Here is a 26,013-nt window from a genome sequence, read left to right on the forward strand (position 1 = left end):
CGACCTTTCCGCGAAGTTTCGCTGGCCGGTACATCCACGCTGCCGCCGTTCGGGTTAAATATCTGATATATGACGCAAGAGATCCGATCTCTCTTGACTCGGTGTCCCGGAGGCGAGTAGATGTTTTCCCCGGAAGCGCTTTCGCTCTCCAGACCATCGCTCCGGCGACACGGGCAGCACGCCGCGCCCCCCAGAGCTGGTCGGGATGCCGACGGACGGCGGATCGGCATCCCGGCCACCCATCCACCGCGTCGCGGGGCCAGCAGCGTACGAAAGGGACGACGATGTCCGAACACCCCCTTCGCCCGACCCGGCGCGCGGTCCTGGCCGGCACCCTCGGCGCCCTGGGCGCGCTCGCCGCGGCGGGCCCCCTGGCCCGGGCGGCGGACCAGTTCCCCCCGATCGGCGGCACGGCGCCGCCACCCGACTGGTCGCGCGCGGTGATCGACTCGACGATGAAGCGCTACACACCCGACAAGATCGGCGGCTGGGGCTACACCCTGGGCCTGTACCTCTACGGGCAGTACCTCTTCTACAAGCGCACCGGCGAGAAGAAGTACCTCGACTACATCGTCGCCTGGTACGACCGGTTCATCACCGACAGCGGCATCTCCAACAGCTTCAACAACCTGGACTCGATGCGTTCGTGCCAGATGCTGCCGCTGCTCTACGGGGAGACGGGCCGCAAGAAGTACAAGACGGCGGCCGACCAGCTGCGCAAGCGGTTCCCGTCCTACCCCCGGACGTCCGACGGCGGCATGTTCCACGCCACCAGCAAGGTCGGCCAGCTGTGGGGCGACGGCGTCTACATGGCCCAGCCGTTCCTCGCCCTGTACGGCGCGGCCTTCGGCGACGCCGACTACTGCTTCGAGGAAGCCGCGAAGAACATCGTCGTGTACTTCAGCCACCTGCGCGAACCGGCGAAGGGCCTGCTGTACCACGCCTACGACGAGGACGGCTCCGAGTCGTGGGCGTCCGGGTCCGGGCACCACTCGAAGTACCACTGGGCCCGCGCGATCGGCTGGTTCGGCATGGCCACCATCGACATCCTCGAGGTGCTGCCGGCCGACCACCCGCGGCGGGCCGCGCTGATCGAGGTCGTGCAGTTCCTGGCCTCGGGCTACCAGCGCTACCAGGACGCGAAGACGGGCCGCTGGTACCAGGTGGTCGACCGCGGCGGCGACTCGAAGAACTGGCTGGAGACGTCGGCGTCGTCGATGTACACGTTCACGATGGCCCGCGGCGTCCAGCGCGGCTACCTGCCGGCGTCCTACCAGGCGGTGGCGGACAAGGGGTACGCCGGCGTGCTGAAGAAGGTGTCGCTCGGCTCGGACGGCCTGACGAACATCACCGACATCTGCGAAGGCACCAACGTCGGCGACCTCTCCTACTACTACGCCCGGGCCCGCAAGACCAACGACTTCCACGGCCTCGGCGCCTTCCTGATCATGAACGAGCAGTACTCGCACTGACCACCGCGACGCCGCAGAAGGGGCCCCGGCCAACCGGCCGGGGCCCCTTCGTCGTACCTGAAGGGTCGGCTTGCGTACCTGAAGGGTCGGCCGGCGAGCCGACCGCCTGGGTACGCAAGCCGACTGTCCAGGTACGCAAGCCGACCGTCTGGGTACGGCGAAGGCCCCTTCCCGCGCGCGGGAAGGGGCCTCGGCCGGGTGGGTCAGCAGTTCGAGGTGGAGCTTGAGGTGTCGAGGCGGAGGGCGGAGCCCGAGGTGGTCGCCGAGTCCTTGACGCAGTAGCCGGTCACCGACTGGAAGCCGACGTCGAACGGGCTCTTCGAGCCCTTCTCCGCGGTGAAGTGGTCGAACGTGATGTCCGAGCTGTTGTTCACGATGCTCGCCGGGCGGCCGTCGTCCTTGGCGAACTCCACCGAGCTGTTCACGAACTTGATGCCGGCCGCGTAGTGCAGGTACCAGCCGTAGGACGGGCGGGTGCCGATGCTCTTCGGGTTGTAGTCCGTCGCCTTGTTGTCCGGGACGCCGGTGCCCATGGTGCCGTTGCCGCCGGGCACGTTCAGCTTCACGCCGGTGAACGTGACGTCGGAGACGCGGTGGCCGCTGTCCGCGCCCCAGATCGTCGGGCTGAAGTTGCTGCCGGTGTGCGTGCCGGTGACGTTGTCCAGCGTGATGTTGCTGATCGACCCGACGCCGGGGTTGTTGCCGCAGCGCTTGCGCGTGCCGATCTTCATCATGATCGGCGAGTACGTGCCCGACATCGTGATGTTGCGGTAGTGCACGTCGGAGATCTTCGCGCCGTCCATGGAGACGATGCCGATGCCGGATTTGTGCGCGCCGGTGATCGTGATGTCCGAGAACTGGTAGCCGGTGAAGTCACCGCACGTCTCGGACCCGAACATCAGCGCGTTGCAGCACTGCGCCGAAAGTTTCGCGTTGTTCACCGTGACGTTCCCGTTCGGCAGTTTCGCGCCGAGTGCGTAGTCGCTCTTGAACACCAAGGCGTCGTCGTTGGCCGCGATGTTCGCGTTGGTGATCGTGACGTTCGTGGTGCTGATGATGTTCCAGCCGTCGCGGTCGCTCGCCGTGTCGATGGTCAGGTGATCCGAGACGACGTTCGTGCAGCCGTTGATCAGCGCCGCGAAGTGCCCGCCGCGGCGCAGCTTGACGCCGGACAGCGTCAGGCCGTCACACCGGGTGATGGACAGGATCTTGTCGGCCTCGCCGGACTTCGGGTTGCCGGTGATGAGGTTGCCGCCGCCGTCGATCGTGCCGGCGCCGGTGAAGCCGATGTTCGTGAGCTTGTCGCCGTAGAACATCGCGTTGTGGAAGTGGCTGTGGCCGTAGTCCTGGTAGTCGTCCCACTGGTTCGACTCGGGCTTGTCGTAGGTGTCCGCGCTCGACCCGGTGATCGTCGCCCCCGCGTCGAGCTGGATCGTGACGTTGCTCTTGAGGTGGACGGTGTTCGCCGACTTGTAGGTGCCGGAGCCGAACCGGACGGTGCCGCCGCCCGCCGCGTTCGCCGCGGTGATCGCCTTGTCGATGGCGGCGGAGTCGTTGGCCGACCCGTTTCCCTTGGCGCCGTAGTCCTTCACGTCGTACACGCCGCCGGGCGCGGCAGCGGAAACACCGGCGCCGGCCACCGCCAGCCCGGCCACCGCGAAGGTGATCAGCAAGAGTTTTTTCACCGTGGAACCGCCTTGTCATGGAATCGAAAAATTCGGCACGACGGCGGAACACCCAGATTACGAGTGCGGCGAACGGAATGTCAAGATCGACGGGCCTGGGGACCCGCGCCACCCCCAGTCGGGCGCGGGTCCCCGTGATCGGCGGGTCCCGGTGTCCATTCAGGATTCCCGGATTCTACCTTCGCGGGGCCCGGGTGCCCCGTGCGTTTTTCATGGTCCACGACGTGAATCCGCCATGATCGGCCGTCACGCAGCGTGGCTTCAGACCTGCTGGAGGCCCGCCTTGCCCGCCTGCACCACGTAGCTGCGGTCGTTCTTGATGACCACCGACGCCGGGTCGTAGACGCTGGTGTCCGACGTCGTCATGAAGTCCGCCCGCAGCTGCGACGGCGTGGTCGTGACGCGGACGTACCCGCGCTCGCCCTTGCAGTACTTGACGTGCGGGTTGTTCGCGCTCCAGGCCGCGTCGGGCGGCGAGGCGGTGTCGCTGTTGCTCGTGACCGACGTCGTGACCAGCTCGGAGCCGATGATCGGGGAGCTGTGGTTGAAGTAGTCCGTCCGCAGGTCGGCGGCCCAGTGCCGGTGGACGTCGCCGGTCAGCACCACCGGGTTGGCGACCTTGCGGTCGACCCAGCCCTGCTGGATCCGGTTCCGGGAAGCCTCGTAGCCCTGCCAGGAGTCGTTGCTCTCGCAGGTGGCCTTGTTGCCGTCGGAGTCACGCGTGGCGAAGAAGACCTGCTGGCCGAGGAAGTCCCACGTCGCCGGGTGCGACTCGAACTGCTTGAGCAGCCACGCCTCCTCCGTGGCGCCGAGGATGCTGCGGGACGTGTTGCGCATCTCCCCGCAGTCCGGACCGGCGTCGCCGGCGGGGTCGGGCACCTGGGCGCTGCGGTACTGGCGGGTGTCGAGCATGTGGAACCGGGCCAGGTTGCCCCACATCAGCTGCCGGTACAGCTGGATCGACGAGCCGTTCGGCTTGGCCGTCGAGCGGATCGGGGTGTTCTCGTAGAAGGCCTGGAACCCGGCGGCCTTGCGCGCGGCCGGGGCGGGCGAGGTGGTGCCGTTCCAGTTGTTCATGACCTCGTGGTCGTCGAACACGACGATCCAGGGTGCGATCGCGTGCGCGGCCTGCAGGTCGGCGTCGGTCTTGTGCTGGGCGTGGCGGGCGCGGTAGTGCGCCAGCGTCGTGACGTCCTCGGTGAAGGCGTGGGTGCGCGGGTTGCGCTCCTTCGCGGTGCGGCCCGACTCCTTCTCGTAGATGTAGTCGCCGAGGAACAGCACCAGGTCCGGGTCGTCGGCCACGATGCCCTTGTACGCGTGGTAGTAGCCCTCCTCCCAGTGCTGGCAGGAGCTGAAGCAGTACTTGAGCTGGTTGACCGCGGCACCGGCGGCGGGCGCGGTGCGCGTCCGGCCGACCGGCGAGAGGTAACCGGAGCTCTTGAACCGGTAGAAGTACTCGCGCGCCGGCTCGAGCCCGGTCGGTTCGATGTGGACGCTGTGCCCGGACGCGCTGACGGCGTTCACCGAGCCGCGCTGCACGACCGAACTGAACGCCTCGTCGTTCGCGATCTCCCAGTCGACCGCGTACGTGGCGTCCGGCATGCCGCCGAAGCCGTCCGGGTTGAGCGGCGAGGGGGCGAGTCTCGTCCACAACACGACGCTGTCGGGAAGCGGATCGCCGGAGGCGATGCCGAGCTGGAACGGATCGCGGATGGGGGGAGCGGCGGCCGTGGTGCGGGCGTTCGCCCACGACGGCAGCGCCGCCGAAGCCGCGGTGGCGGTGACCGCGGCGAGCCCGCCGAGCAGCACCTTGCGCCGGTTGACCTGACCCATGGGAAAGCCCTTTCTCGTGACCGGGCCTCAGGCCGCGTAGTCGGTGATGCCGTCGCTGCAGGACAGCAGCGCCGGCTTGGCGGTCGTGTAGTTGGCGACGCACACCTTGTAGAAGAGCCAGGTGCCGCGCGGGACCGGGACGGCCTTGTCGACCTTCGTGCCCTCGCCGCCGGAGTTCCAGACGTAGAACGGCCCGGCGCCGCCCTTGAGCCAGTAGGCGACCACGGCGGAGTAGCCGTCGGATTTCATGTCGTAGACCAGGAAGTGGGAGTCGGACGCGCGGTACTGCGCCTCGCCCGCGCAGGCGTCGGCGCACTGGCCGCTGCCCGAGCCGACGCCGCAGTCGGGCGCGATCCGCGTGTCGGAGTTGGTGAAGACGTAGGTGTCCGAGATGTACCCGCCGAGCGCGGGCACGTAGTCCCACAACGTGCTCGTGCCGTAGGTGCCGGTCACCGACGCGCCGTTGATCTGGCAGTCGATGGTGACGGTGGCGCCGTTGGCGACGGTCCTGACGGCCGTGGCACTCGCGGTGGGTGCCCGGCGGACGTTGAGGGGGTCGCCCGCGGTCTTCACGGTTCCGCTCGCCGCCGCGGACGCCTCGATCGCGCCGCCGGTCAGGAGCGCGCCGACCGCGGCCAGTACCAGGCCGGAACCGGCGATACGCCGGAGTTTCGATCGCTTCATGGCCGCAGCGTCGCTCCCGGCCGTACACGTTCCGTACAAAGCGCGCCCGTGTGTGCTCAGACACTCCGAATGGATCTATCCCCTGCGCCGGACGGGTCCTAGAGTCCGGGACATGGGGGAACTCATCGGGCAGGTTGAGACCACCTCGCTTACCATCCGCGTCCTCGGTCCGCTGGAGGTCACCGCCGCCGGGCGGGTGATCGCCCTCGGCGGCCCGAAGCCCCGGCTGCTGCTGGCCGCGCTGGCCCTGCAGCCGAACGTCGTCGTCTCGACCGACGTGCTGGTGGAAGTGCTGTGGCCGGAGTCGGCGCCGCGGTCGGCCGCGGCGAACATCCGCACGTACGTGCATTCGCTGCGAAGACGGTTCGCGGAAATCCATCCCGACCTGGGCGAGCGGATCAGCAGCCGGGCCTCCGGCTACCTGCTGACCGCGTCGCCGGACGAACTGGACCACCTCGCCTTCGCCGCCTTGGCCGGCGAAGCACAGGAAGCGCTCGACGGCGGCGAAGCCGAGAGCGCCCTCAAACTCCTCGACAAGGCCGACGCGCTGTGGCGCGGCGAAGTCCTCGAAGGCCTCCCGCACGACCACAGCTGGGGCGCGACCGTCGCCCGGCTCGCCGAACTGCGGCTGTCGGTGCAGGAACAGCGGCTCCGCGCGCGCATCGGCCTCGGCCGCTCCGGCGAAGCCATCGCCGAGCTGCGCGGCCTGGTCACCGAGCACCCGCTGCGCGAAGAGCTCTGGGCGCAGCTGATCGTCGCCCTGCGCGCGGCCGGCCGGACCGGCGACGCGATCGAGGCGTACGAGTCGGCCGAGCGGGTCCTGCGCGACGAGCTCGACGCCGAACCGGGGGCCCGGCTGCGCGAGCTGCGCGCGACCCTCGTGCCGGAGAACCTCCTCCCGGGCCGGGCCGCCGACATCGCCCCGGTCTGCCAGCTCCCCCTGGACCTGCCGGACTTCACCGGCCGCGACACGCTGATCCGCGACGTCGTCACCCTGCTGCAGGAGCGGGCGGGCTCCGGCACGCCCGCCGTGGTCGTGCTGTCGGGCGCGCCGGGCGTCGGCAAGTCGGCGGTCGCCGTCCGGGTCGCGCACGCGGTCCGCGACGAGTTCCCCGACGGCCAGCTGCACGTCGACCTGGCCGGTACGTCCTCGTCACCGCGGGCACCGATGAGCGTGCTCGCCGAGCTGCTGCGCACGCTGGGCATCCCCGACGCCGGCCTGCCGCGCGAGCTGGCCGAGCGGTCGGCGCTGCTGCGGTCGCGGCTGGCCGGGCGGCGGATGTGCGTCGTGCTCGACGACGCCGGCAGCGAAGCCCAGGTGCGGCCGCTGCTGCCCGGCGCCGGGGCCTGCGCGGTGCTGGTGACCAGCCGGATCCGGCTGCCCGGGCTCGACGGCGCGAAGCCGGTGGACGTCGACCTGCTGCCCGAGGCCGAGGCCGCACGGCTGCTGCAGGGCATCGTCGGCGCCGAGCGCGTCGCCGCGGAGCCGGAGAGCGCCGCGGCGATCCTGCGCCAGTGCGGGCACCTGCCGCTGGCGATCCGGGTGGCCGGCGCGAAGCTGACGCACCGGCCGGGCTGGACGCTGCGGCTGCTGGCCGACCGGCTGGGCGACGAGCGCCGCCGGCTCGACGAGCTGCGCGTGGGCGATCTCGCCGTCCGCGCGAGCGTCACGCTGTCGTACGACCTGCTGCCGATGTCGGCGGCGACGGCGTTCCGCGGGCTGGGCCTGCTCGGACCGGTCCAGTTCCCGGCGTGGGCGGTCGCGGCCGTCCTGGGCCGCCGCGATGCCGACGAAGTGCTCGACGTGCTGGTCGACGGCCACCTCGTCGAGCTCGTCGGCTCCGACTCGGCCGGGCAGCCGCGCTACCGGCTGCACGACCTGCTGCGCGTGTACGCGGTGGAGCTCGCCGAGCGGAGTGACGCGGCGAAGACCCGCGCCGGCCTGCGACGGGTGCTGGAGGGCTACCTGGGGCTCGCGCTCGAGGCGGCGCGCCGGATGCCGCTGCACTTCTTCGGGGCGTACTGCGACGACGAGCTGCCGCGCCCCGGCGTGCCCGAAGGTGTCCTGCCCGAAGACCCGGCGGCCTGGTTCGCGGCCGAGCGGCACACGACCGTCGCGGCGGTTTCGCTGGCCGCCCAGCACCGGTTCGACGACCTGGCCTGGCAGCTGGCTTCGGCGCTGACGCCGTACTTCGACCTGCGGGGCCCGCAGGACGACTGGCACAGCACCCACCTGGTCGCCTTGGCGGCGGCCCGCCGGGCGGGCTCGGCGCGGGCCGAGGCGATCGTCCAGCGCAACCTCGGGCAGTACCTGCTCTACCAGGACGAGTACGCCGAGGCGCGGGTGGCGTTCGAGGAGTCGAAGAAGCTGTTCGACGCGGCCGGTGACGCGCAGGGTGTCGCCGTCGCCCTGACCGGGCTCTCGACGATCCTCCGCATCGAGGGCGAGGACGACCTGGCCCTCGACCACTGCCACGAGGCGTTGCGGCTGTTCGAGGAGGCGGACGACCCGAACGGCGAAGCGGTGGCCCGCCTCGGCGCGGGCGCGGTGTGGATGTCCCGAGGCTGCTACGCGGCGGCGAAGCGCTGGTTCACGGACGCCCTGGAGCAGTCGGCCTCGATCGGCGACCGCCACCGCGAGGCCCACGCGCTCAAGCGGCTGGGGCTGCTGTACCAGCACCAGGGCCACCTGGCGGCGGCCCGCGAGCACGTCGACCGGGCGATCGCGATCTTCACCGACCTCGGCGACGACCACTGCGTGGGGTACGCGAACCAGAACCTGGGTGAGCTGTGCCTGCACAGCGGGGACTTCGCGCACGCGCAGCTACTGCTGGTGAACTCGCTGGCGGTGCACCGCCGCAACGGGGACCGGCGGTCGGAGGCCGAGGTGTCGCAGCTGCTCGGGGAACTGCACCGGGCGCTGTCGCAGCCGGAGCGGTCGCGGGACTACTCGGAGCGGGCGCTGGCCATCTGGCGCGAGCTGTCCACCCGGCCGAAGGAGCCGGCGGCGGCCGTCACGGAGGAGCGGCCGCACATCGCTTCGGCCTGACCACCGAGGGCCTCGCCGTGACTTCGACGAACTCCCGGCGCGCCCGGGCCGCGGGGCTGTGGCCGATCGGGAGACACCTCTTCGTGGTGGTCCTGATCGGGCTCGGCGTGTTCGCGGCCGCGAACACGCTCCTCTGGCTGGCGCTGGGCCTGCCGGCCGCGCCCGGCCCGGACACCCGGCTGAACGTCATCAAGATCGCGTTGTCGGTCGTGGCGGGCGTCGGCGGGGTGGTGGCGCTCGTCGTCGCCTACCGCAAACAACGCATCGGCGAGGCGGCCGAAGCACGCGAGCACGTCAAGGTCCTGAACGAGCGCTTCGCCACCGCGTGCGCCCAGATCGGCCACGAGAAGACGACCGTCCGGCTCGCCGGGGTGTACGCCTTGGCGAGCCTCGCCGACGAGTGGGCCGCGCAACGCCAGGTGTGCATCGACGTGCTGTGCGCGTACCTGCGCATGCCGTACGAGCCGGCGGTGGATTCGCCGTGGTACCACGACGAGGAAACCGAAGTCCGCTTCTCGATCACGAGCGTGATCAGCGACCACCTCCGCCCGGGCGCGCCGGTCGGCTGGCAGGGCCACGAGTTCAACCTCCTCCGGGTCATCCTCCGCTCCGCGGACTTCGCGGACATCGAGGTGACCGGCGGCCGGCTGCTGTTCAGCCTGGCCCGGTTCCCCGCCGGCTGGACTTCGTTCGACGGGATGCACGTCAGCGGCGGCGAAGTCTGGTTCGGCGGTGCGACGTTCAGCCCCGGCGCCCGGGTGACCTTCGACAACGCCGAGTTCAGCGGCGGCCGCGTCCGGTTCGAGGGCGCCGCCTTCGAAGGCGGCGAAGTGTCCTTCCGCGGGGCCAAGTTCACCGGCGGTGAGGTCGACCTCTCCCGGGTCGGCCCCGACGACTACACCACGCCGCCGGTGTTCGATCCGTGGGAGACGCCGCCACCAGGACTTCTGCTGCCCGGCGCCTAACCTTGCCCGGCGCGCACAAGCTGCTTGTACGGATCATGTACGCCGCCCGGTCAGTCTTTCGCCACCTTCGAAACAACAGGTGCGAGAGGAGAACCGGGGATGATCCGGATCATGAAAGCCGGCCGCGTGACCGCGGCGGTTCTGGCCGCCGGGGCGGTGACGGCGCTGGCCGGAGCCCCCGCCCAGGCCGCCACGGCGCCCGCCGCCAACACGAACTGGACCGCCGACCTGTCCACTGTGGACAGCAACGACGTCAACGTCACCGGCGCGGGTGGCACGCTCACCCTGGCCGACGCCGCGTGGCACCGAACCGCCCGGGTGTTCGCCGGCAGCGAGGGCAGCCTGACCACCGCGGAGCACAAGCTCGGCTCGCCGGCCAACCGCGTCAGCGCGGAGCTGAACCTCGACACGCCCAAGGGCACTTCGGTCGACGTCGACGTCCGCGGCCGGACCGGCGTGAACGACTGGACCGAGTGGACGCCCGCGGGCACCGCGCTGAAGAGCACGGTGAGCGAGGTGCAGGTGCGGATCAGCCTGCACAGCACCACCGACGGCGCGGCGCCCACGGTCAAGAGCGTCGCCCTCAGCGCCGACAGCGTCCCGCAGACCAACGCGCTGGCCGCCTCGACCGCGTTGACCTACAAGATCTACGCCACCCGCGAAGGCCTGACCGGGCACACGACCGCCAACGGCCACGTCATCACCAGCCGCGACCACTTCGTCGCACTGCCGTCCGGGCGCGCCCTGTCGAGCAAGGGCACCGGCACCTACACCGTGCGCGTCTGCAAGACCGACGGCAGCCGCTGCGAGTACGCCCCGGTGTGGGACGTCGGCCCGTGGAACACCAAGGACGACTACTGGAACCCGGCCTCGGTGCGCTACGAGTACAAGGACCTCCCGCAGGGCCAGCCGGAGGCGTACGCCGCCTACCACAACGGGTACAACGGCGGTAAGGACGACCTCGGCTACAAGGTCGGCAACCCGGCCGGCATCGACCTCGCCGACGGCGTCTTCTACGACGGGCTCGGCATGTCGGACAACGGCAACGTCAACGTCACCTACCTGTGGACCGGCTCCGACAAGACCGGCGTCGTCAGCACCGCGGGCGACCCGATGAACGTCCGGGCGAGCGCCAGCACGTCGGCCGCCGTCAAGGGCCTCGCGGCGAACTACGCCAAGGTGAACATCGAGTGCTACGTCGAAGGTGACACGGTCACCGGCAAGTTCGGCACCAGCAACATCTGGGACCGGATCGGCCCGAACAACTACGTCTCGGACACCTACCTCCAGACCGGCTCGGACGACCCCGTCGCCCCGCACTGCTGACGAACGTCCCCGATCGTCGCGTGGTTGACTGCCCTCACCCGCGACAACGGCGAAGGCCCGGTGTCCCCCGCCGGGCCTTCGCCCTTTTTCCGTACCATTCCGCTCACCGGCACACTTTTCACAAACGTGAACAGGCTTCCGCCGGGTGTACAACGGCCCGCCGGGCGTGCAAAAATTCCGGGCACTCTCCTCCCCCGAATTCACGGAATGGCGGGCACCTGTGAGCGTTTCCCGGAGAACCCTGCTGACCACCGCGGCCGGTGCCGCGGTAGCGGTGGGCGCCAGCACGTCAACGGCCGCCGCCGCGGCCACCCCCGACCGCCCCGACCTGGCCTCGGTCACCCGGACGCTCCGCCAAGCGGCCGATTACGCGGTGGCCAAGCTCCGCGCGGTGGCCCCCGGCGTCACCGCATTTCCGGTCGGCACGAAGTTCGAGAAATGGACCTATTCGCAGAACGGCGACTGGGTCGGCGGATTCTGGCCCGGCCAGTTGTGGCTGGCCTGGCTGCACAGCGGCGAGGAACAATTCAAGAGCCTCGCACTGGCTTCCGCCGAAAAACTCGCGCCGCGCCAGAACGACACGGGCACGCACGACCTCGGGTTCCTCTTCTACCCCTCGTGGGTGACCGCCTGGCGGCTCACCGGCGACGAGAAGTGGAAAGCGGGCGCGGTGCAGGCCGCGTCGTCGCTGATCAAGCGGTACAACCCGGCGGGTCGGTTCATCCGCGCCTGGGGTGCGCTGGACGACCCGAAGAACGCCGGCCGCGTCATCATGGACACGATGATGAACCTCGACCTGCTCGCGTTCGCCGGTGCGCAGACGCAGGACCCGAAGTACCTCGAGATCGCCGTCGCGCACGCGAAGACGGCGCAGCGGAACTTCCTGCGCCCCGACGGGTCGACACCGCACGTGTTCGACTTCGACCCGGTCACCGGGGCGCCGATCGGGCCGAACACCGTGCAGGGCTACAGCCCGGCGTCGTGCTGGTCGCGCGGGCAGGCCTGGGGCGTCTACGGGTTCACCACCATCCACCGGCGCACCGGGGACCCGGAGTTCCTGGCCACGGCCCGGCGGCTGGCGGACTTCGCACTGTCCCGGCTGACGCCCGACCACGTGCCGGTGTGGGACTACCTGGCCCCGCAGGCGCCGAACGACGTCAAGGACGCCTCCGCCGGGGTGATCATGGCGTGCGGGCTGCTCGACCTGGCGGAGCTCACGCACCGCCCGCAGTACCGCGAAAGCGCGCTGCGGATCCTCACCGCGGTGTCGCGGACGTGCCTGACGACGAAGTCCGCCCGCGCCGAGGCGAGCGTCGCGCGCTGCACCCGCAACCGGCCGAACGAAGACGGCGTCGAGGTCTCGCTGCCCTACGCCGACTACTACCTGCTGGAAGGCATCCTGCGGGTGCTCGACCGGCGCAAGGTGGACCGCGCGATCGACCTTTCGAGCGTGTAGCGGCCTCCGGGGAGGCCGCCACCTCCCCCAACGCGCTGTCCTGTTGTCACTCAGCGTAGCCGAAGCGGTTGACCAGGAGGTTTCCCCCAGGGCAGAACTCACTTCCGTAACCCTTTGCGCACATCCCGTTGACCACAGTTACCCGGGGCCCTACGTTCGCCCTTGGTCTCCACCATGCGCAGACCCATCGAACCGATCGAATTTCCTGAGGAACGGGTGGAGATGCGAGGGCCGACGAAAACCTTCCGGCTGGTCGCGACGGTGACGGCGGTCGCGGCGCTCACGCTCGGAGGCTGCTCGGACCAGCTGGGCAGCGCGCCCGCCCCGCCGCCGACCCGGATCGAGTTCGTGCCCAAGGTCCGCGACATCCCGTACTTCGAAGCGATGGACAACGGCGGCCTCGAGGCGGCGAAGCAGCTGGGCGTGGCGTGGCATTCGACCGGCCCGGCGACCGTCGACCCGGCCGCCCAGGTGACCATCATGCGCGACCTGATCGCGAAGAAGGTCGACGTCATCGTCGTGGCCCCCAACGACCCGGCCGCGCTCGCGGGCGTGATCGCCGAGGCCAGGGCCAAGGGCATCCACGTGCTCACCTCGGACACCGACGCCCCGGGCACGCAGCGCGAGGTGTTCGTCAACCAGGCCAGCGCGCAGGGCATCGGTACCGCGCTCGTCGACGCGCTGATGGCGAAGACCGGCGGCACCGGCCAGTACGCGATCGTCTCCTGCGGCCCGGCCGCGGCGAACCTCAACTCGTGGATCGCGGTGCAGAAGGAGTACGCGGCCGCGCACTACCCGAAGGCCGAGCTCGTCGACACCGTGTACGCGGGCGAAGACGTGGCCGCCGCGACGGCCATCGCCAAGCAGCTCATGACCAGCCACCCCGGCCTGACCGGGCTGATCGGCGAGTGCACGACGTCCGCGCCCGGCGTCGCGAAGGCCGTCGACGACGAGCAGAAGATCGGCCGGGTGTTCACCGTCGGCGTCGGGACGCCGCAGGCCATCAAGCCGTTCCTGCTCAAGGGCGCGTGCTCGCAGTCGGTGCTGTGGAACGTCGAGTCGCTGGGCTACCTGACCGCGTGGACGGCGAAACAGATCGCCGACGGCAAGCCGCTCCAGGCCGTCAACAAGGTGAGCCTGGAGCTGCCGGCGGTGAAGTACGACACGGCCACGAAGACCGTCCTGCTGGGCGACCCCCTGCTCATCACGGCCGACAACGTCGACCAGTTCAAGTACTGACTCCGCCTCACCGGTGCCGGCGCACGTGCGCGACCGCCGCGCCGCCGCCCAGCACGAGGATCAGCGCGGTCAGCCCCCAGCGGCGCTTCTCTTCGGTCCGCTTGCCGGTGTCCGCGGCCACCACCTCGGCCTTCTTCGTCGGCCGCCCGTGGGATGACGTCGTCGGCGGCGGCGGTGGCGGCTCGGAGGTGGCGGGCGGCGGCGTGACCACCACCGGCGACGGCGTGGGGGACGGCAGCGGCGACGGCGGCACGACGGCGGGCTGCTCCACCGGCGGCGGCTGCGGCGGCGGTGGCGGCTCCGGCGCCTGCGTGGCAGGCGGCTCGGTCCGGGGCGGCGGCGACGGCTCCTGGGGTGTCGTGGGCGGTGGCGACGAGGAGGTCGGGGGCGGTGGGGGCGCCTCGCCGAGGCACCCGGCCGCGTCGCCGCTCACCAGCGGGGGCCCGGCCGCGACCTCGGTGGCCGGGCCCGAGCCGTCACGCGGCAGGCGATAGGTGACGCTGCGCTGCCCGTCGTGGTTGGCCGTGGCGTAGATCGCGCCGGGCGCGAGCACCACCGACCCGTACGCCCCGCCCTCGGGGAACCGGAGCCCGGGCACCACCGCGACCTTCCCGCTCGACGGGTCGAGGGTGACCACGGAGCCGTCCCCGCGCGAGGTCGTCGAGACGCCGTGGAGGAGCCCGTCCGCCGGGTCGAAGGCGAAGTCGTCGACGCCGACGGCGAGCGACACCGGCCGCAGCGCCGTCCGGTGCACCACCCGCAGGTAATCCTGGCCGCCCGGGTCGATGTCCACTGTGTACAGATCGCTGCCCTGCCGGACGTACCAGCGGTCGCCGTCGATCGCGCCCGCGGTGGCCCCGGTGACCAGGCTCCACACCGGGTGCCGCGCCCCCGCGCGGCCGATCACGCCGAGGTCGGTGACCACGCCGTCGGCGTCGATCCGGACCGCGTGCGCGCCGTGGTCGTACCGGCCGGCGCGGGTGCCGTCGGCGACGCCGTAGACGACGTCCTGCGCGCTCGAGTAGCCCATCGCGTTGATCCAGTACCCGGCCTGGCTGACCCGCTTCGTCACCCCGCCGGGCAGGGAGAGCAGCCGCAACGTCGTCGGTGCGCCGTCGCGTTGGTTCTCCGCCTGCAGGATCGTGCAGCCGCCCGGCTCCCGGGCGGGCCGCTTCGCCGACGGCGGGGCGAGCCAGCCCGTCGCCGCCAGCAGGGCCGAAACCGCCACGGCCGCCCCGAGCATCGCCGCCCAGCGGGCCCGCGTGCCGGTCAAACCAGCCTTTCCAGTGCCGAGACGAACGCCTCCGGTGCCACCTTCGCGCCGCCGCTGAACGGGTTCTGCAGCTGGTAGATGGCGAACAGCAGCAACGTGATCGTGCCGGCCAGGGTGGACACGATGATGATGTGCGCGGCGAGCCGGGTGCCGCCGAACAGGTTGGGCAGCAGGATCGCGGTGATCACGCTGCCGAGGACGAGGGCGAACCAGACGACGGCGCCGACCCCGTCGCCCGAGTGGGCCAGCCGCTGCTCACGGGCCTGGTAGACCGACCAGAGCTGGTCGCTGGCCTCGGTCTTGCGGTCCAGCAGCCAGTCGTCGTCGGCGGGCGCGGCCGCCACCGCCTGGCGCATCTGGTCGAGCTGCGTCGCGCCGGTGGTGGGCACCGGGCCGCCGTCGGCCAGGCGGGGCCACTCCTGCTCCTCGACCGTCCGGGCGTACGCGGCGGCGAGCTGGTGCACCCGGTCCTTCGTCTCGGCCGGCAGCGCGTCGGCCGCCCAGGTGGCCGCGACGAGGCTGTCGGCCTCGGCCTGCGCGTTCTGGCCCGCTTCGCTCACCGAGTCGTACAGCGAGATCAGGACGAAGGCGACCAGGACGGCGTGCAGCCCGCCGACGATGGTGAACACCTGGCCCGCCGCGTCGTTGTTGTCGGGACGGCCCTCGTCCCAGCCGAAGCGGCGCACCAGGTACGCGATCACGCCCGCCACCACGGCCGCGCCGGTCACCCAGAGACTGCCGGCCACGAAGATGTTCATCCGGGTCCTTTCACCCGCGGAGCGCGGGAAGCGCTGCCCGGCATTCCGGGGCCGAGACCGCTCAAGTTAGCCACCCATTTCCGAGCGGACAACAGAGGGGGCCGAATTCATCCTGGTGGCGGCACAAGAAGCGCAAAAGTCGCCGATTCGGCGCAGCCTCGACGGGGTACCGGCGATCACGTCGTACCGCAGGGCGACGGCGGACCGCGCTGCCGAGCAGGGAAACTCACGACCGAGTGACGTTTGCAGACAGCCCGTGACCAGGCCTGTCGAACATCATCGGAAAATGATCAAGGAGCGCGGGCGTCATTAACCCGGTGACCCGATCGTGTCATTGTGCGACCCGAGGCGGTTGCTATGTTGATTTCGCGGCGCCACGAAACCGCGCGCATATCAGCAAATAGCAGGTCATGACCGGCGTGCCGGCTGGGCGGGCACGTGCCGAACGCGAATGATTGGGTGGTCCTCGTTGTGACTGTCACCGACCCGGTGGAATCCGAGCAGCAGGCGCCGTCGAGCCTGGGACGGGCCGCGGCCCGGACCCTGGCCACCACGACCAAGTCCGTCCCGCAGATGCAGGGCATCTCCTCCCGCTGGCTGCTCAAACTCCTGCCCTGGGTCGAAGTCTCCGGCGGCGCCTACCGAGTCAACCGGCGGTTGAGTTACGCCGTCGGCGACGGACGCGTCACCTTCACCACCACCGGCACCCAAGTCCGCGTCATCCCCCCAGAACTCGGCGAACTCGCCCCCCTCCGCGGCTACACCGACGAAGACGTCCTCACCGAACTCGCCGACCGCTTCACCCAACACGAATACGCCCCCGGCGACGCCCTCGTCGAATTCGGCTCCCCCGCCGACCAGGTCTACCTCCTCGCCCACGGCAAGATCACCAAAATCGGCACCGGCGCCTACGGCGACCAGGTCGTCCTGGGCACCCTCGCCGACGGCGACCACTTCGGCGACCACGCCCTCCTCGACAGCGACGGCATCTGGGAATACACCGCCAAAGCCGTCACCACCTGCACCGTCCTCACCTTGCCGCGCGCCGCCTTCGACGACATCCTCACCCGATCCGAGACGCTGCAAGCGCATCTGGCGGACTACCGGGCCCGCGGCGCCACCGCCAGCAACGACCACGGCGAAGCCGAAATCTCCCTCGCCTCCGGCCACGACGGCGAACCCCTCCTCCCCGCCACCTTCGTCGACTACGAAGCCCACCCCCGCGAATACGAACTCTCCGTCGCCCAAACCGTCCTGCGCGTCCACTCCCGCGTCGCCGACCTCTACAACCAACCCATGAACCAGATCGAACAACAACTCCGCCTCACCGTCGAAGCCCTGCGGGAACGCCAGGAACACGAACTGATCAACAACCCCGACTTCGGACTCCTCCACAACGCCGACTTCGCCCAGCGCATCCCCACCCGCACCGGCCCACCCACCCCCGACGACCTCGACGCCCTCCTCACCCTCGTCTGGAAAGACCCCGCCTTCTTCCTCGCCCACCCCACCACCATCGCCGCCTTCGGCCGCGAATGCACCAAAGCCGGCCTCTACCCCACCAGCGTCGACCTGGGCGGCCACCAAGTCCCCTCCTGGCGCGGCATCCCCATCCTCCCCTGCAACAAAATCCCCGTCACCGACACCCGCACCAGCTCCATCCTCCTCATGCGCACCGGCGAACAAACCCAAGGCGTCGTGGGGCTGCACCAAACCGGCCTGCCGGACGAATACCAGCCGGGACTCAACGTCCGCTTCATGGGCATCAACGACCAAGCCCTCATCTCCTACCTCGTCTCCGCCTACTACTCCGCCGCCGTCCTCGTCCCCGACGCCCTCGCCATCCTCGAAAGCGCCGAGATCGGCCGGGAAACGCCGTGACCGTCACCGAGGAAACGACGTCGGTGCAGCTCTCGCTGAGCGTCACCGCGGCGCGGACGCTGACCACCACGACCAAGACGCTGCCGCAGATGCGCGGCATCACCACCCGCTGGCTGCTGTCCCAGCTGCCGTGGGTCGAGGTTCCGGCCGGTTCCTACCGGGTCAACCGGCGGCTGACCTACACCCTGGGCGACGGCAAGGTCTCCTTCTTCAGCACCGGCGCCCGGGTCCAGGTGGTGCCCGCCGAGCTGACCGAGCTGGCGCTGCTGCGGGACTTCGGCGACGAGACGGCGTTGGGTGCGCTGGCGGAGGCGTTCGAGCAACGCGAATACGAGCCAGGAGACACCCTCTTCACCGCCGGAACGCCGTTGGACACCCTGTTCCTCCTCGCCCACGGCAAGGTCACCCGCCACCGCACCGGCCCCTACGGCGACGACCTGCACGTGGGGACCGCCACCGACGGCGACCACTTCGGCGAGGAGCTCCTCGGCCCCGATCCGGGCCCGTGGACCTTCACCGCCCGGGCCGCCACGCGCGTCGTCGCACTCGTCCTGCCCGCCGCCGCCTACGCGCTGCTCAACGGCCGGTCGGAAGCCCTCCGGACGCACGTCGCCGAAGCGCTGGCCCGGCCGCGGAAACCGCAGAACACCAAGGGCGAAGCCGCCATCGACCTCGCCGCCGGCCACGACGGCGAGCCCCTCCTGCCCGGCACCTACGTCGATTACGACCCCTCGCCGCGCGAGTACGACCTCGCCGTCGCCCAAACGGTGCTGCGGGTGCACAACCGCGTCGCCGACCTCTACAACCAGCCGATGAACCAGCTCGAACAACAGCTGCGGCTGACCGTGGAAGCCTTGCGGGAACGCCAGGAACACGAGCTGGTCAACAACACCGACTTCGGGCTGCTCCACAACGCCGACCTCAAACAGCGGATCACCACCCGCACCGGGCCGCCGACCCCGCTCGACCTCGACGACCTGCTCTGCCGCCGCCGCAAGACCCGGTTCTTCCTCGCGCACCCGCAGGCGATCGCCGCGTTCGGGCGGGAATGCACCAGCCGGCGCATCTACCCCGACACCGTCGTCCTGGACGGCAAGCGCGTCACCGCCTGGCGCGGGGTGCCGATCCTGCCGTGCGACAAGCTCCCGGTGTCCGCGGCGGGCACGACGTCCATCCTCGCCATGCGCACCGGCGAAGACGACGCCGGCGTCATCGGCCTCCGGCCCCGGTCACTGCCCGACGAATACCAGCCCGGCCTCAACGTCCGGTTCATGGGCACCGGCGACCGCGCGGTGACGTCGTACCTCGTCAGCGCGTACCACTCCGCCGCGGTCCTCGTCCCGGACGCGCTCGGCGCGCTCGACGACGTCCAGATCGGCCACTGATGACGACGATGAACACGCGCACCGCGGCCCGTCCGCTCGCCGACGTCCTCGCGTGGAGCAAGGGGCTCGTCGACCCGGCGTTGCGGGCGGCCGCCGGGCGGCCGCCGGAGGCGATGCGGCGGGTCGCGGCCTACCACTTCGGCTGGCAGGACGCCGCGGGGCGGCCGTCGGCCACCGACGGCGGCAAGGCGCTGCGGCCGGCGTTGGTGCTGCTGTGCGCGGAAGCCGCGGGCGGGGAGGCGGCCGACGCCGTGCCCGCCGCCGTCGCGGTCGAGCTGGTGCACAACTTCTCGCTGCTGCACGACGACGTCATGGACGGCGACACGACCCGGCGGCACCGCGCGACGGCGTGGACGGTGTTCGGCACCGGGCCGGCGGTGCTGGCCGGGGACGCCTTGCTGAGCCTGGCGTTCGAGGTGCTGGCGCCGAGCGGGGCGGCGAACGCGAGGGTGCTGTCGGCGGCGACGCTGGCCCTGCTCGAAGGCCAGGCCCAGGACCTGGACTTCGAGCAACGCGACGACGTCACCCCGGGCGAGTGCGTCCGGATGGCGGAAGGCAAGACGGCGGCCCTGCTGGGGGCGGCCTGCACGCTCGGGGCGGCGTGCGGGCCGGCCGGCACGGACCGCTTCGGCGCGTTCGGCCGCGCGGTCGGCCTGGCGTTCCAGCACATCGACGACCTGCTCGGCATCTGGGGCGACCCGGCCGTCACCGGCAAGCCGGTGTACTCGGACCTCCAGAACCGCAAGAAGTCCCTGCCGGTGGTGACGGCGCTGTGCTCGGGCACCGCCGCCGGCGCCGGCCTCGCCACGCTCTACGCCCGCCGCGAGCCACTGGACCGGACCGAGCTGGCCCACGCGGCTTCCCTCGTCGAGGCCGCGGGCGGCCGCCAGTGGAGCCAGGCCCAGGCGGACGCGTTGCTCGCCAAGGCCTTGCGAGACCTCACCGCCACCGGCCCACCCTCCCGCGCCACCGCCGAACTCACCTCGCTGGCCCGCCTCATCACCACCCGCACCCACTGACCCCGTGATCGAAACGCCGACTCGCGTGATTGAAGCCGTAACTCGCGAGATCCGGCTTCAATCACGCGAGGTCCGGCTGTGATCACGCGAGTTGCGGGTTACTTGCCGGGGCGGGTGAGGCCGGATTTGTCGGCGTTCAGGCTCAGGATGTTCTTGTCCGTGTCCTGGAGGGCCTTGGTGACCTGCGGGGACGACGGGGATGTCGACAAGTCGATCAGGCGGATCGGGGCTTCCAGGCGGATCAGGGTGGGGATGTACTCGGCCTTGTCGACCTTCCAGCGGTCGCCGTCGCGGACGAAGCGGAAGCGGGCCGCCGCGCCTTCCTCCGTGTCGCCCTTGGGCTCGGAGTGGCGGGCGACGCTGTTGCCGAGCCCGTAGGCCACCCACTTGCCGCCGATCTTCTCGAACGGCTGGACCACGTGGGCGTGGTGGCCGACGATCAGGTCGACGTCGTCCGACGCCAGGATCTTCTTGGCCTGCGACCGCTGCTCGGCCGTCGGGTCGTGCTGGTACTCCACGCCCCAGTGCAGGCTGGCGATCACCACCTGCGCGCCGGCTTGGCGAGCCTTCTTCGCCGCAGCCAGCACGTCGTCGACGTCGATCTGGTTGGCCAGCCACGGTTTCCCGGCCGGCACCTTGATGCCGTTGAAGCCGAACGCGTACGACACCTGGGCGACCTTGACGCCGTGCACGTCGAGGATCAGCGGCTTCGCGGCCTCGGCCGCCGACCGGGCCGAGCCGGTGTGCTTGACGCCGATGGCGTCGAGCTTGTCCAGGGTGCGGGTGACGCCCTCGGCGCCCTGGTCGATCGTGTGGTTGGACGACGTCGAGCAGGTGTCGTAGCCGGTGTCCTTGATCGCGTCGGCGATCTCCGGCGGCGCGCTGAACGACGGATAACCGCTGTACGGCCCGCCTTCCGGCGCCAGTGGCGTCTCGAGGTGGCAGATCCCGAGGTCGGCACCGGAGATCAGCGGCTTGATCCCGGCCAGCAGCGGCCGGTAGTCGATCTTCCCGCCGCCGTCGGCCTCGGCCTGCTCGGTCAGCGCCGGGTGGATCAGGACGTCCCCGGTGGCGACGACGCTGAACGATCCCTCGGGGGCGGCGGCGCTCGCGGACGACGCGGCCGCCTCGGGAAAGGGCGTCGGCGCCGGCCCTTGCCGCGGCGGGCTGCTGCAAGCGGCCGCCAGGAGAGCAACCCCGGCGAGCGCGGCGACGCGGTGCTTCGTCATCGGTCCCCCTAACGTGGTCCGGCCATCCTGCCAGCCGGGCGAATCGGGCAGCGACACCCTCCGGGTCCGTGCTTGAAACTTCCACCACAGTCGACAACACCGATCAGAACATTCGCACAGGACAAAACCGGACAACGCGCAGGACAGGCCGGAAAAAATACGATAATTGAAGCTCGCGCTTGCCACGATGCAACTACGCACAGTAGGTCTCGCTCCGCTAACTGCGCCTTGACGCTGCACGAACGGGTGTTTTGTAATACGAGTCACTCCGCGGTGCCGCGACGCGCCGCTCGACCCCGGCCTCCTTGGGAGCAACGATGTCCCCACACTCGCACAGGCTGCGTACCTGGAGCCTTGTTGGTTGTTGTTTGATTTCCGGCGCACTGCTGGCCTCCTGCTCTTCGGGCAAAGAGACCGCGGCGCCGCAGCAGCAGGCACCGGCCAACGGCAAGATCACCCTGTACTACCTGCAGAAACAGGGTGACCAGCAGTACTTCGTCGAGCAGGCCCAGGGCGCGCAGGAGAAGGCGAAGGAGCTCGGCGTCGAGCTCAAGGTGGTCAACCTCGGCCAGGACGCCAACAAGGCGATCACCGAACTGGACGCCGCGGTCGCGCAGGGCGCCAACGGCGTCGCCATCGTCGTCCCGGACCAGGCGATCGGCCCGCAGGTGATCGACAAGGCCAAGAGCGCGGGCATCCCGCTGATCGCCTCGGACGACGTCATCAAGGACGGCACCGGCGCGAAGGCCCCGTTCGTCGGCTTCAACGGCAGCCAGATGGGCGACTCGGTCGGCACCGAGGCCGGGAAGCTGTTCAAGGCGGCGGGCTGGGCGGCCGCCGACACGAAGATCATCAGCGCGTTCAAGCAGGACCTGACCGTCTGCACCGACCGCGTCAACGCCGCGAAGACGGCGTTCTCGAAGGCCGCGGGCGCGGACGTGCAGGTGATCGACGTCGGCACCGACAACTCGCCCGTCGACGCGCAGAACCGCTCCGGCGCGGTGATCGGCTCCAACCCGGGCGTCAAGCACTGGGTCGTCTGGGGCTGCAACGACGAGAACGAGACCGGCGTCGTGACCGCGCTCGCCAACTCGGGTGTGGCGGCGAACAACATCATCGGCGTCGGGCTCGGCGCCTACCTCGACTGCAAGGACTGGGCCGCCGGCAAGGACACCGGCAACAAGGCCGCGCTCTACATCTCCGGCGCCGAGGTCGGCCGCTCGGCGATCCAGGTGCTGGTCGACAAGGTGAAGAACGGCAAGGAACTGCCCGCCGAGACGATCGCCAAGACCACGATCGTCAACAAGGACAACTACAAGCAGGCCGGCGTCAACTGCACCTGACCGCCCCCTCGTGAGTGGTAATTCGGGTTCTAACCCGAATTACCACTCACGACCGCCGTACGGAAGGCGACCATGTCCAGCTCTCCTCCCGCGCTCGCCGTCGAGGGCATCGGCAAGCGCTTCTCCGGTGTCACCGCCCTCGACGGCGTCTCACTGGAGTTCCGCTCCGGCGAAGTCCTGGCCCTGATGGGCGAAAACGGCGCCGGGAAGTCGACGCTCCTGCGCGTGCTGTCCGGCGACCAGGGCCCGGACGACGGCCGGCTGCTCCTGGACGGCACCGAAGTCACCTTCGACACCCCGCGCGCGGCGATGGCCGCCGGGGTCCGGGTGATCTACCAGGAACCCGAGATCATCCCGCACGTTTCGGTGGCGGAGAACGTCTTCGTCGGCGAACTGCCCGCGAAGGCCCGGGTGTTCAGCCGCCGCACGCTCACCAAGGCCACGCGCGACGCGCTGGTCGAGTACGGCTTCGAAGGCGTCCTCAACCCGGCGACCCTCGGCGCCGCGCTGTCCCCCGCGCAGCGCCAGCTCGTCGAGATCCTGCGGGTGCTCACCGCGGCCACGCCGCCGCGGGTGATCGCGTTCGACGAGCCGACGTCGTCGCTGTCGGAACACGAAGTCGAGGCGCTGTTCCGGCTGATCGGGCGGCTGCGCGACAGCGGCGTCGCGGTCGTCTACGTCTCGCACCGGATGAAGGAGATCTTCCAGCTCGCCGACCGGGTCGCCGTGCTGCGCGACGGGAAGCTCGTCGGTGTCCAGCAGGCCGCGGAGACCGACGAGGCCGCCCTGGTCCGGATGATGATCGGCCGTGACCTCTCGGCGCTCGAACGCCGCGTCACCCAGGACACCGGGGACGTGGTCCTGAAGCTGGACGACGTCACGACCGACGACGTCACCGGCATCTCGCTGCAGGTCCGCGCGGGCGAGGTCGTCTGCCTGGCCGGGCTGGTCGGCGCCGGCCGCTCCGAGCTGGCCCGCGCGATCGTCGGCGACCTGCCGATCCGGTCCGGGACGGTGGAGCTCGGCGGCAAGCGGCTGCGCGCGCACAACCCGGGTGACGCCGTCAAAGCCGGCATCGGCTTCGCGCCCGAAGAGCGCAAGACGGACGCGTTGCTCATGCAGCGGTCCGTCCGCGACAACGTCTCCATCGCCGTCCTCGACCGGCTTCGCCGCTTCCGGGTCGTGAAGCGGGCGAAGGAACGCGCGCTCGTCGAGGAGTACGTACGCGAGCTTCGCGTGCGGACGCCGTCGATGGAACAGGAGGTCCGCAAGCTCTCCGGCGGCAACCAGCAGAAGGCCGTTCTCGCGCGCTGGCTCGCGCGGCGGCCGAAGCTGCTGATCCTCGACGAGCCGACGCGCGGGGTCGACGTCGGCGCGAAGGCCGAGATCTACCGGATCATCGACGGCCTCGCCGCCGAAGGCATCGCGCTGCTGGTCATCTCATCCGACCTGCCCGAGGTGCTGACGCTGGCCGACCGCATCCTCGTCATGCGCGCCGGACGTCTCGCGGGCGAACTCGGCCGCGAGGAAGCGACCGAGGAAGCCGTGCTGACCCTCGCCATCCCCGAAACCGAACCAGCCGTGGAAGAAGCCCAGGAGATCGGCGCATGAGTGAGCTTGCGAACGAATCGAATGACACAGCTGTAGCCGCGCCGAGCGTCAGCGAGGTCGGCGCATGAGTACCCCCACCAAGGAAACTTCGGCGCCCGCCGCCGCGCCTCAGCCGTCCGCCGCACGGCGCGTGCTGACCGGCATCGGCGTGCAGAACTCCAGCCTGATCATCACGCTGATCGCGCTGGTGATCCTGCTGAGCGTGCTGAACGAGAACTTCTTCCGCACCAACAACCTGCTGCTGATCGGCAGCGCGATCACCATCATGGGGCTGCTCGCCCTGGTGCAGACGCTGGTGATCATCCTGGGCGCGCTGGACATCTCGGTCGGCTCGATGGCCGGGCTGGCGTCGGTGATCTCGGCGATGGTGTTCACCTCGACCGGCAACGCCGAGGTCGGCATCCTCGCCGCGGTCGGCGTCGGCATCCTCTGCGGCCTGGTCAACGGCATGATCATCATCTTCGGCCGGGTCAACCCGGTGGTCGCGACGCTGGCCATGCTCGCCACCTACAAGGGCATCGCCCAGGTCATCTCCGACGGCAAGGCGCAGGGCTACACCGGCGGCGACGACCTGTTCATCTTCCTGGCCAAGGGCGCGATCGCGGGCCTGCCGTCGCTGGTGTGGGTGTTCCTGATCGTCGCGGCGCTGCTGCACTTCCTGCTCAAGTACACCGACATCGGCCGCAACGTCTACGCCATCGGCGGCAACGACACCGCCGCGCGGCTGGCCGGCATCAACATCAACCGGTACATCATCGGCGTGTACGCCCTCGTCGGCGTGGTCGCGGCGATCGCGGGCGTGCTGATCACCGCGCGCACCGGCTCCGGCCAGCCGACGTCCGGTTCGGAAGGCCTCGAACTGCAGGCGGTCACCGGCGCCGCGCTCGGCGGCACGATGCTCAAGGGCGGCCGCGGGTCGATCATCTCCACCGTGCTCGCCGTGGTCATCCTGGGCGTGCTCGACAACGGCATGTCCGGGCTGGGCATCAACCCGTTCTGGCAGAACGTCGCCCACGGCGCCCTGCTGGTGATCGCGGTCGTGCTGCAGCAGCTGCGCAGCGGGGAACGGCGCGTCGGCCTGCCCGAGTAGCGGTGCGGAACCTCCACGCCCGCATCGTCGACGAACTGGGCCGGCTCATCGTCGAAGGCGCCCTCGGGGACGGGCAGCCGCTCGTCCCCGAGGAGCTCGGCCGCCGGTTTTCCGCGTCCCGCACGGTGGTCCGCGAGGCCCTGCGCGTGCTCGAGTCCAAGGGCATGGTCACCGCGCGGCCGCGGGTCGGGACGTGGACGCTGCCGCCCGAGGCGTGGGACGCGATCGACCCGGACGTCATCGCCTGGCGCGTCGGCGGTCCCGGCGGCCAGGAGCACCTGCGCGAGCTGCTGGAACTGCGGCTGGCCATCGAGCCGCAGGCGGCGCGGATGGCGGCGCGGCACCGGCGTCCCGACGAGCTTTCGGCGATGGCAGCGGCCTACGCGCTGATGGCCGACGCCGAAGACACGGCGGCCTTCCGGGCGGCCGACGCGCAGTTCCACGCGGCGCTGGTCCGCGCGGCGGGGAACACGCTGATCTCGCAGCTGCAGGTGCCGGTGGTGGCGGCGCTGCGGGCCCAGGGCGAGCCGGAGGACACCCTCGTCGCGCATTCCCGGGTGCTGACGCTGGTGCTGGCGAAGAACGCCGACGGCGCCGAGTCCGCGTGCCGCCGGCTACTGGAAACCGTTGCGGCGTACCGGTGATCGGTACCTTGACACGGTTACCGGCACGCGCTTCACTCGCTGCGGATGCCCGCCGCCATGAGTGTTGAGGA

General features: G+C 70.5%; 19 protein-coding genes. 13 read left to right on the forward strand and 6 right to left on the reverse strand.

Annotated features, from left to right (window positions below):
• Positions 1–284 precede the first annotated feature (284 nt).
• Positions 285–1,472, forward strand: a complete 1,188-nt coding sequence (locus tag ACWED2_RS29085; RefSeq protein ID WP_449693677.1) for a glycoside hydrolase family 88/105 protein — start codon at positions 285–287, stop codon at positions 1,470–1,472.
• A gap of 203 nt (positions 1,473–1,675) precedes the next feature.
• Here ACWED2_RS29085 and ACWED2_RS29090 read toward each other — a convergent pair whose 3' ends face one another.
• The 3 genes from ACWED2_RS29090 to ACWED2_RS29100 all read right to left on the reverse strand — a co-directional run bounded on the left by ACWED2_RS29090 (position 1,676) and on the right by ACWED2_RS29100 (position 5,674).
• On the reverse strand, positions 1,676–3,157 hold the full coding sequence (locus tag ACWED2_RS29090; protein WP_449693678.1) for a glycoside hydrolase family 28 protein: 1,482 nt from the start codon (positions 3,155–3,157) through the stop codon (positions 1,676–1,678).
• A 261-nt stretch (positions 3,158–3,418) separates the two neighbouring features.
• On the reverse strand, positions 3,419–4,990 hold the full coding sequence (locus ACWED2_RS29095; protein ID WP_449693679.1) for an alkaline phosphatase D family protein: 1,572 nt from the start codon (positions 4,988–4,990) through the stop codon (positions 3,419–3,421).
• A 27-nt stretch (positions 4,991–5,017) separates the two neighbouring features.
• Positions 5,018–5,674 carry an SH3 domain-containing protein gene (locus tag ACWED2_RS29100; RefSeq protein ID WP_449693680.1) on the reverse strand — a complete coding sequence of 219 codons (657 nt, stop codon included), beginning with the start codon at positions 5,672–5,674 and terminating at the stop codon, positions 5,018–5,020.
• Positions 5,675–5,786: 112 nt separating this feature from the next.
• Here ACWED2_RS29100 and ACWED2_RS29105 point away from each other — a divergent pair, with 112 nt between their 5' ends.
• From ACWED2_RS29105 to ACWED2_RS29125, 5 genes are all read left to right on the forward strand, one after another.
• Positions 5,787–8,723 (forward strand): AfsR/SARP family transcriptional regulator, encoded by a 2,937-nt coding sequence (locus tag ACWED2_RS29105; protein WP_449693681.1) that lies wholly within the window; start codon positions 5,787–5,789, stop codon positions 8,721–8,723.
• Positions 8,724–8,740: 17 nt separating this feature from the next.
• Entirely contained in the window at positions 8,741–9,688 is a 948-nt protein-coding gene (locus tag ACWED2_RS29110) for a pentapeptide repeat-containing protein (protein ID WP_449693682.1), read from the forward strand.
• A gap of 99 nt (positions 9,689–9,787) precedes the next feature.
• The gene (locus ACWED2_RS29115) at positions 9,788–11,014 is read left to right on the forward strand and encodes a hypothetical protein (protein WP_449693683.1); all 1,227 of its coding nucleotides are present in this window, start codon (positions 9,788–9,790) and stop codon (positions 11,012–11,014) included.
• Between the two features lie 220 nt (positions 11,015–11,234).
• On the forward strand, positions 11,235–12,470 hold the full coding sequence (locus tag ACWED2_RS29120; RefSeq protein ID WP_449693684.1) for a glycoside hydrolase family 88 protein: 1,236 nt from the start codon (positions 11,235–11,237) through the stop codon (positions 12,468–12,470).
• A 216-nt stretch (positions 12,471–12,686) separates the two neighbouring features.
• The gene (locus ACWED2_RS29125; protein WP_449693776.1) at positions 12,687–13,709 is read left to right on the forward strand and encodes an autoinducer 2 ABC transporter substrate-binding protein; all 1,023 of its coding nucleotides are present in this window, start codon (positions 12,687–12,689) and stop codon (positions 13,707–13,709) included.
• Between the two features lie 7 nt (positions 13,710–13,716).
• Here ACWED2_RS29125 and ACWED2_RS29130 read toward each other — a convergent pair whose 3' ends face one another.
• The gene (locus ACWED2_RS29130) at positions 13,717–14,982 is read right to left on the reverse strand and encodes a DUF6923 family protein (protein ID WP_449693685.1); all 1,266 of its coding nucleotides are present in this window, start codon (positions 14,980–14,982) and stop codon (positions 13,717–13,719) included.
• Positions 14,979–15,740, reverse strand: a complete 762-nt coding sequence (locus ACWED2_RS29135) for a bestrophin-like domain (protein WP_449693686.1) — start codon at positions 15,738–15,740, stop codon at positions 14,979–14,981. The genes ACWED2_RS29130 and ACWED2_RS29135 overlap by 4 nt, the downstream gene beginning before the upstream one ends.
• Before the next feature lie 471 nt (positions 15,741–16,211).
• On the opposite strand from ACWED2_RS29135, the gene ACWED2_RS29140 reads away from it, so the two are divergent.
• From ACWED2_RS29140 to ACWED2_RS29150, 3 genes are read left to right on the forward strand one after another with little or no spacing between them, the layout of a single operon-like run.
• A complete protein-coding gene (locus ACWED2_RS29140; RefSeq protein ID WP_449693687.1) occupies positions 16,212–17,621 on the forward strand; it encodes a family 2B encapsulin nanocompartment shell protein in 1,410 nt (469 codons plus the stop codon).
• Positions 17,618–19,006: a family 2B encapsulin nanocompartment shell protein gene (locus ACWED2_RS29145; RefSeq protein ID WP_449693688.1), complete on the forward strand. Its 1,389-nt coding sequence runs from the start codon at positions 17,618–17,620 to the stop codon at positions 19,004–19,006. The genes ACWED2_RS29140 and ACWED2_RS29145 overlap by 4 nt, the downstream gene beginning before the upstream one ends.
• A complete protein-coding gene (locus ACWED2_RS29150; RefSeq protein ID WP_449693689.1) occupies positions 19,006–20,025 on the forward strand; it encodes a family 2 encapsulin nanocompartment cargo protein polyprenyl transferase in 1,020 nt (339 codons plus the stop codon). Before ACWED2_RS29145 ends, ACWED2_RS29150 begins: the two co-directional genes overlap by 1 nt.
• A gap of 98 nt (positions 20,026–20,123) precedes the next feature.
• Here the strand turns inward: ACWED2_RS29150 and ACWED2_RS29155 are convergent, their stop codons facing one another.
• Complete coding sequence (locus ACWED2_RS29155; protein ID WP_449693690.1) at positions 20,124–21,254, reverse strand: CapA family protein; 1,131 nt, start codon at positions 21,252–21,254, stop codon at positions 20,124–20,126.
• Positions 21,255–21,622: 368 nt separating this feature from the next.
• Here ACWED2_RS29155 and ACWED2_RS29160 point away from each other — a divergent pair, with 368 nt between their 5' ends.
• From ACWED2_RS29160 to ACWED2_RS29175, 4 genes are all read left to right on the forward strand, one after another.
• Positions 21,623–22,597: a substrate-binding domain-containing protein gene (locus ACWED2_RS29160; RefSeq protein ID WP_449693691.1), complete on the forward strand. Its 975-nt coding sequence runs from the start codon at positions 21,623–21,625 to the stop codon at positions 22,595–22,597.
• Between the two features lie 72 nt (positions 22,598–22,669).
• Positions 22,670–24,208 (forward strand): sugar ABC transporter ATP-binding protein, encoded by a 1,539-nt coding sequence (locus ACWED2_RS29165; protein ID WP_449693692.1) that lies wholly within the window; start codon positions 22,670–22,672, stop codon positions 24,206–24,208.
• Between the two features lie 64 nt (positions 24,209–24,272).
• On the forward strand, positions 24,273–25,298 hold the full coding sequence (locus ACWED2_RS29170; protein WP_310976038.1) for an ABC transporter permease: 1,026 nt from the start codon (positions 24,273–24,275) through the stop codon (positions 25,296–25,298).
• A 2-nt stretch (positions 25,299–25,300) separates the two neighbouring features.
• The gene (locus tag ACWED2_RS29175; RefSeq protein ID WP_449693693.1) at positions 25,301–25,942 is read left to right on the forward strand and encodes a FadR/GntR family transcriptional regulator; all 642 of its coding nucleotides are present in this window, start codon (positions 25,301–25,303) and stop codon (positions 25,940–25,942) included.
• The last annotated feature ends 71 nt before the right edge of the window (positions 25,943–26,013 follow it).

Source organism: Amycolatopsis sp. NPDC005003 (assembly GCF_053600695.1).

Excerpts from the sequence above, each read along its gene's own strand:
- ACWED2_RS29085 (WP_449693677.1), top strand. The coding sequence starts at position 285 with ATGTCCGAACACCCCCTTCGCCCGACCCGGCGCGCGGTCCTGGCCGGC.
- ACWED2_RS29095 (WP_449693679.1), bottom strand. The coding sequence starts at position 4,990 with ATGGGTCAGGTCAACCGGCGCAAGGTGCTGCTCGGCGGGCTCGCCGCG.
- ACWED2_RS29100 (WP_449693680.1), bottom strand. The coding sequence starts at position 5,674 with ATGAAGCGATCGAAACTCCGGCGTATCGCCGGTTCCGGCCTGGTACTG.
- ACWED2_RS29105 (WP_449693681.1), top strand. The coding sequence starts at position 5,787 with ATGGGGGAACTCATCGGGCAGGTTGAGACCACCTCGCTTACCATCCGC.
- ACWED2_RS29115 (WP_449693683.1), top strand. The coding sequence starts at position 9,788 with ATGATCCGGATCATGAAAGCCGGCCGCGTGACCGCGGCGGTTCTGGCC.
- ACWED2_RS29135 (WP_449693686.1), bottom strand. The coding sequence starts at position 15,740 with ATGAACATCTTCGTGGCCGGCAGTCTCTGGGTGACCGGCGCGGCCGTG.
- ACWED2_RS29150 (WP_449693689.1), top strand. The coding sequence starts at position 19,006 with ATGACGACGATGAACACGCGCACCGCGGCCCGTCCGCTCGCCGACGTC.
- ACWED2_RS29155 (WP_449693690.1), bottom strand. The coding sequence starts at position 21,254 with ATGACGAAGCACCGCGTCGCCGCGCTCGCCGGGGTTGCTCTCCTGGCG.
- ACWED2_RS29165 (WP_449693692.1), top strand. The coding sequence starts at position 22,670 with ATGTCCAGCTCTCCTCCCGCGCTCGCCGTCGAGGGCATCGGCAAGCGC.
- ACWED2_RS29170 (WP_310976038.1), top strand. The coding sequence starts at position 24,273 with ATGAGTACCCCCACCAAGGAAACTTCGGCGCCCGCCGCCGCGCCTCAG.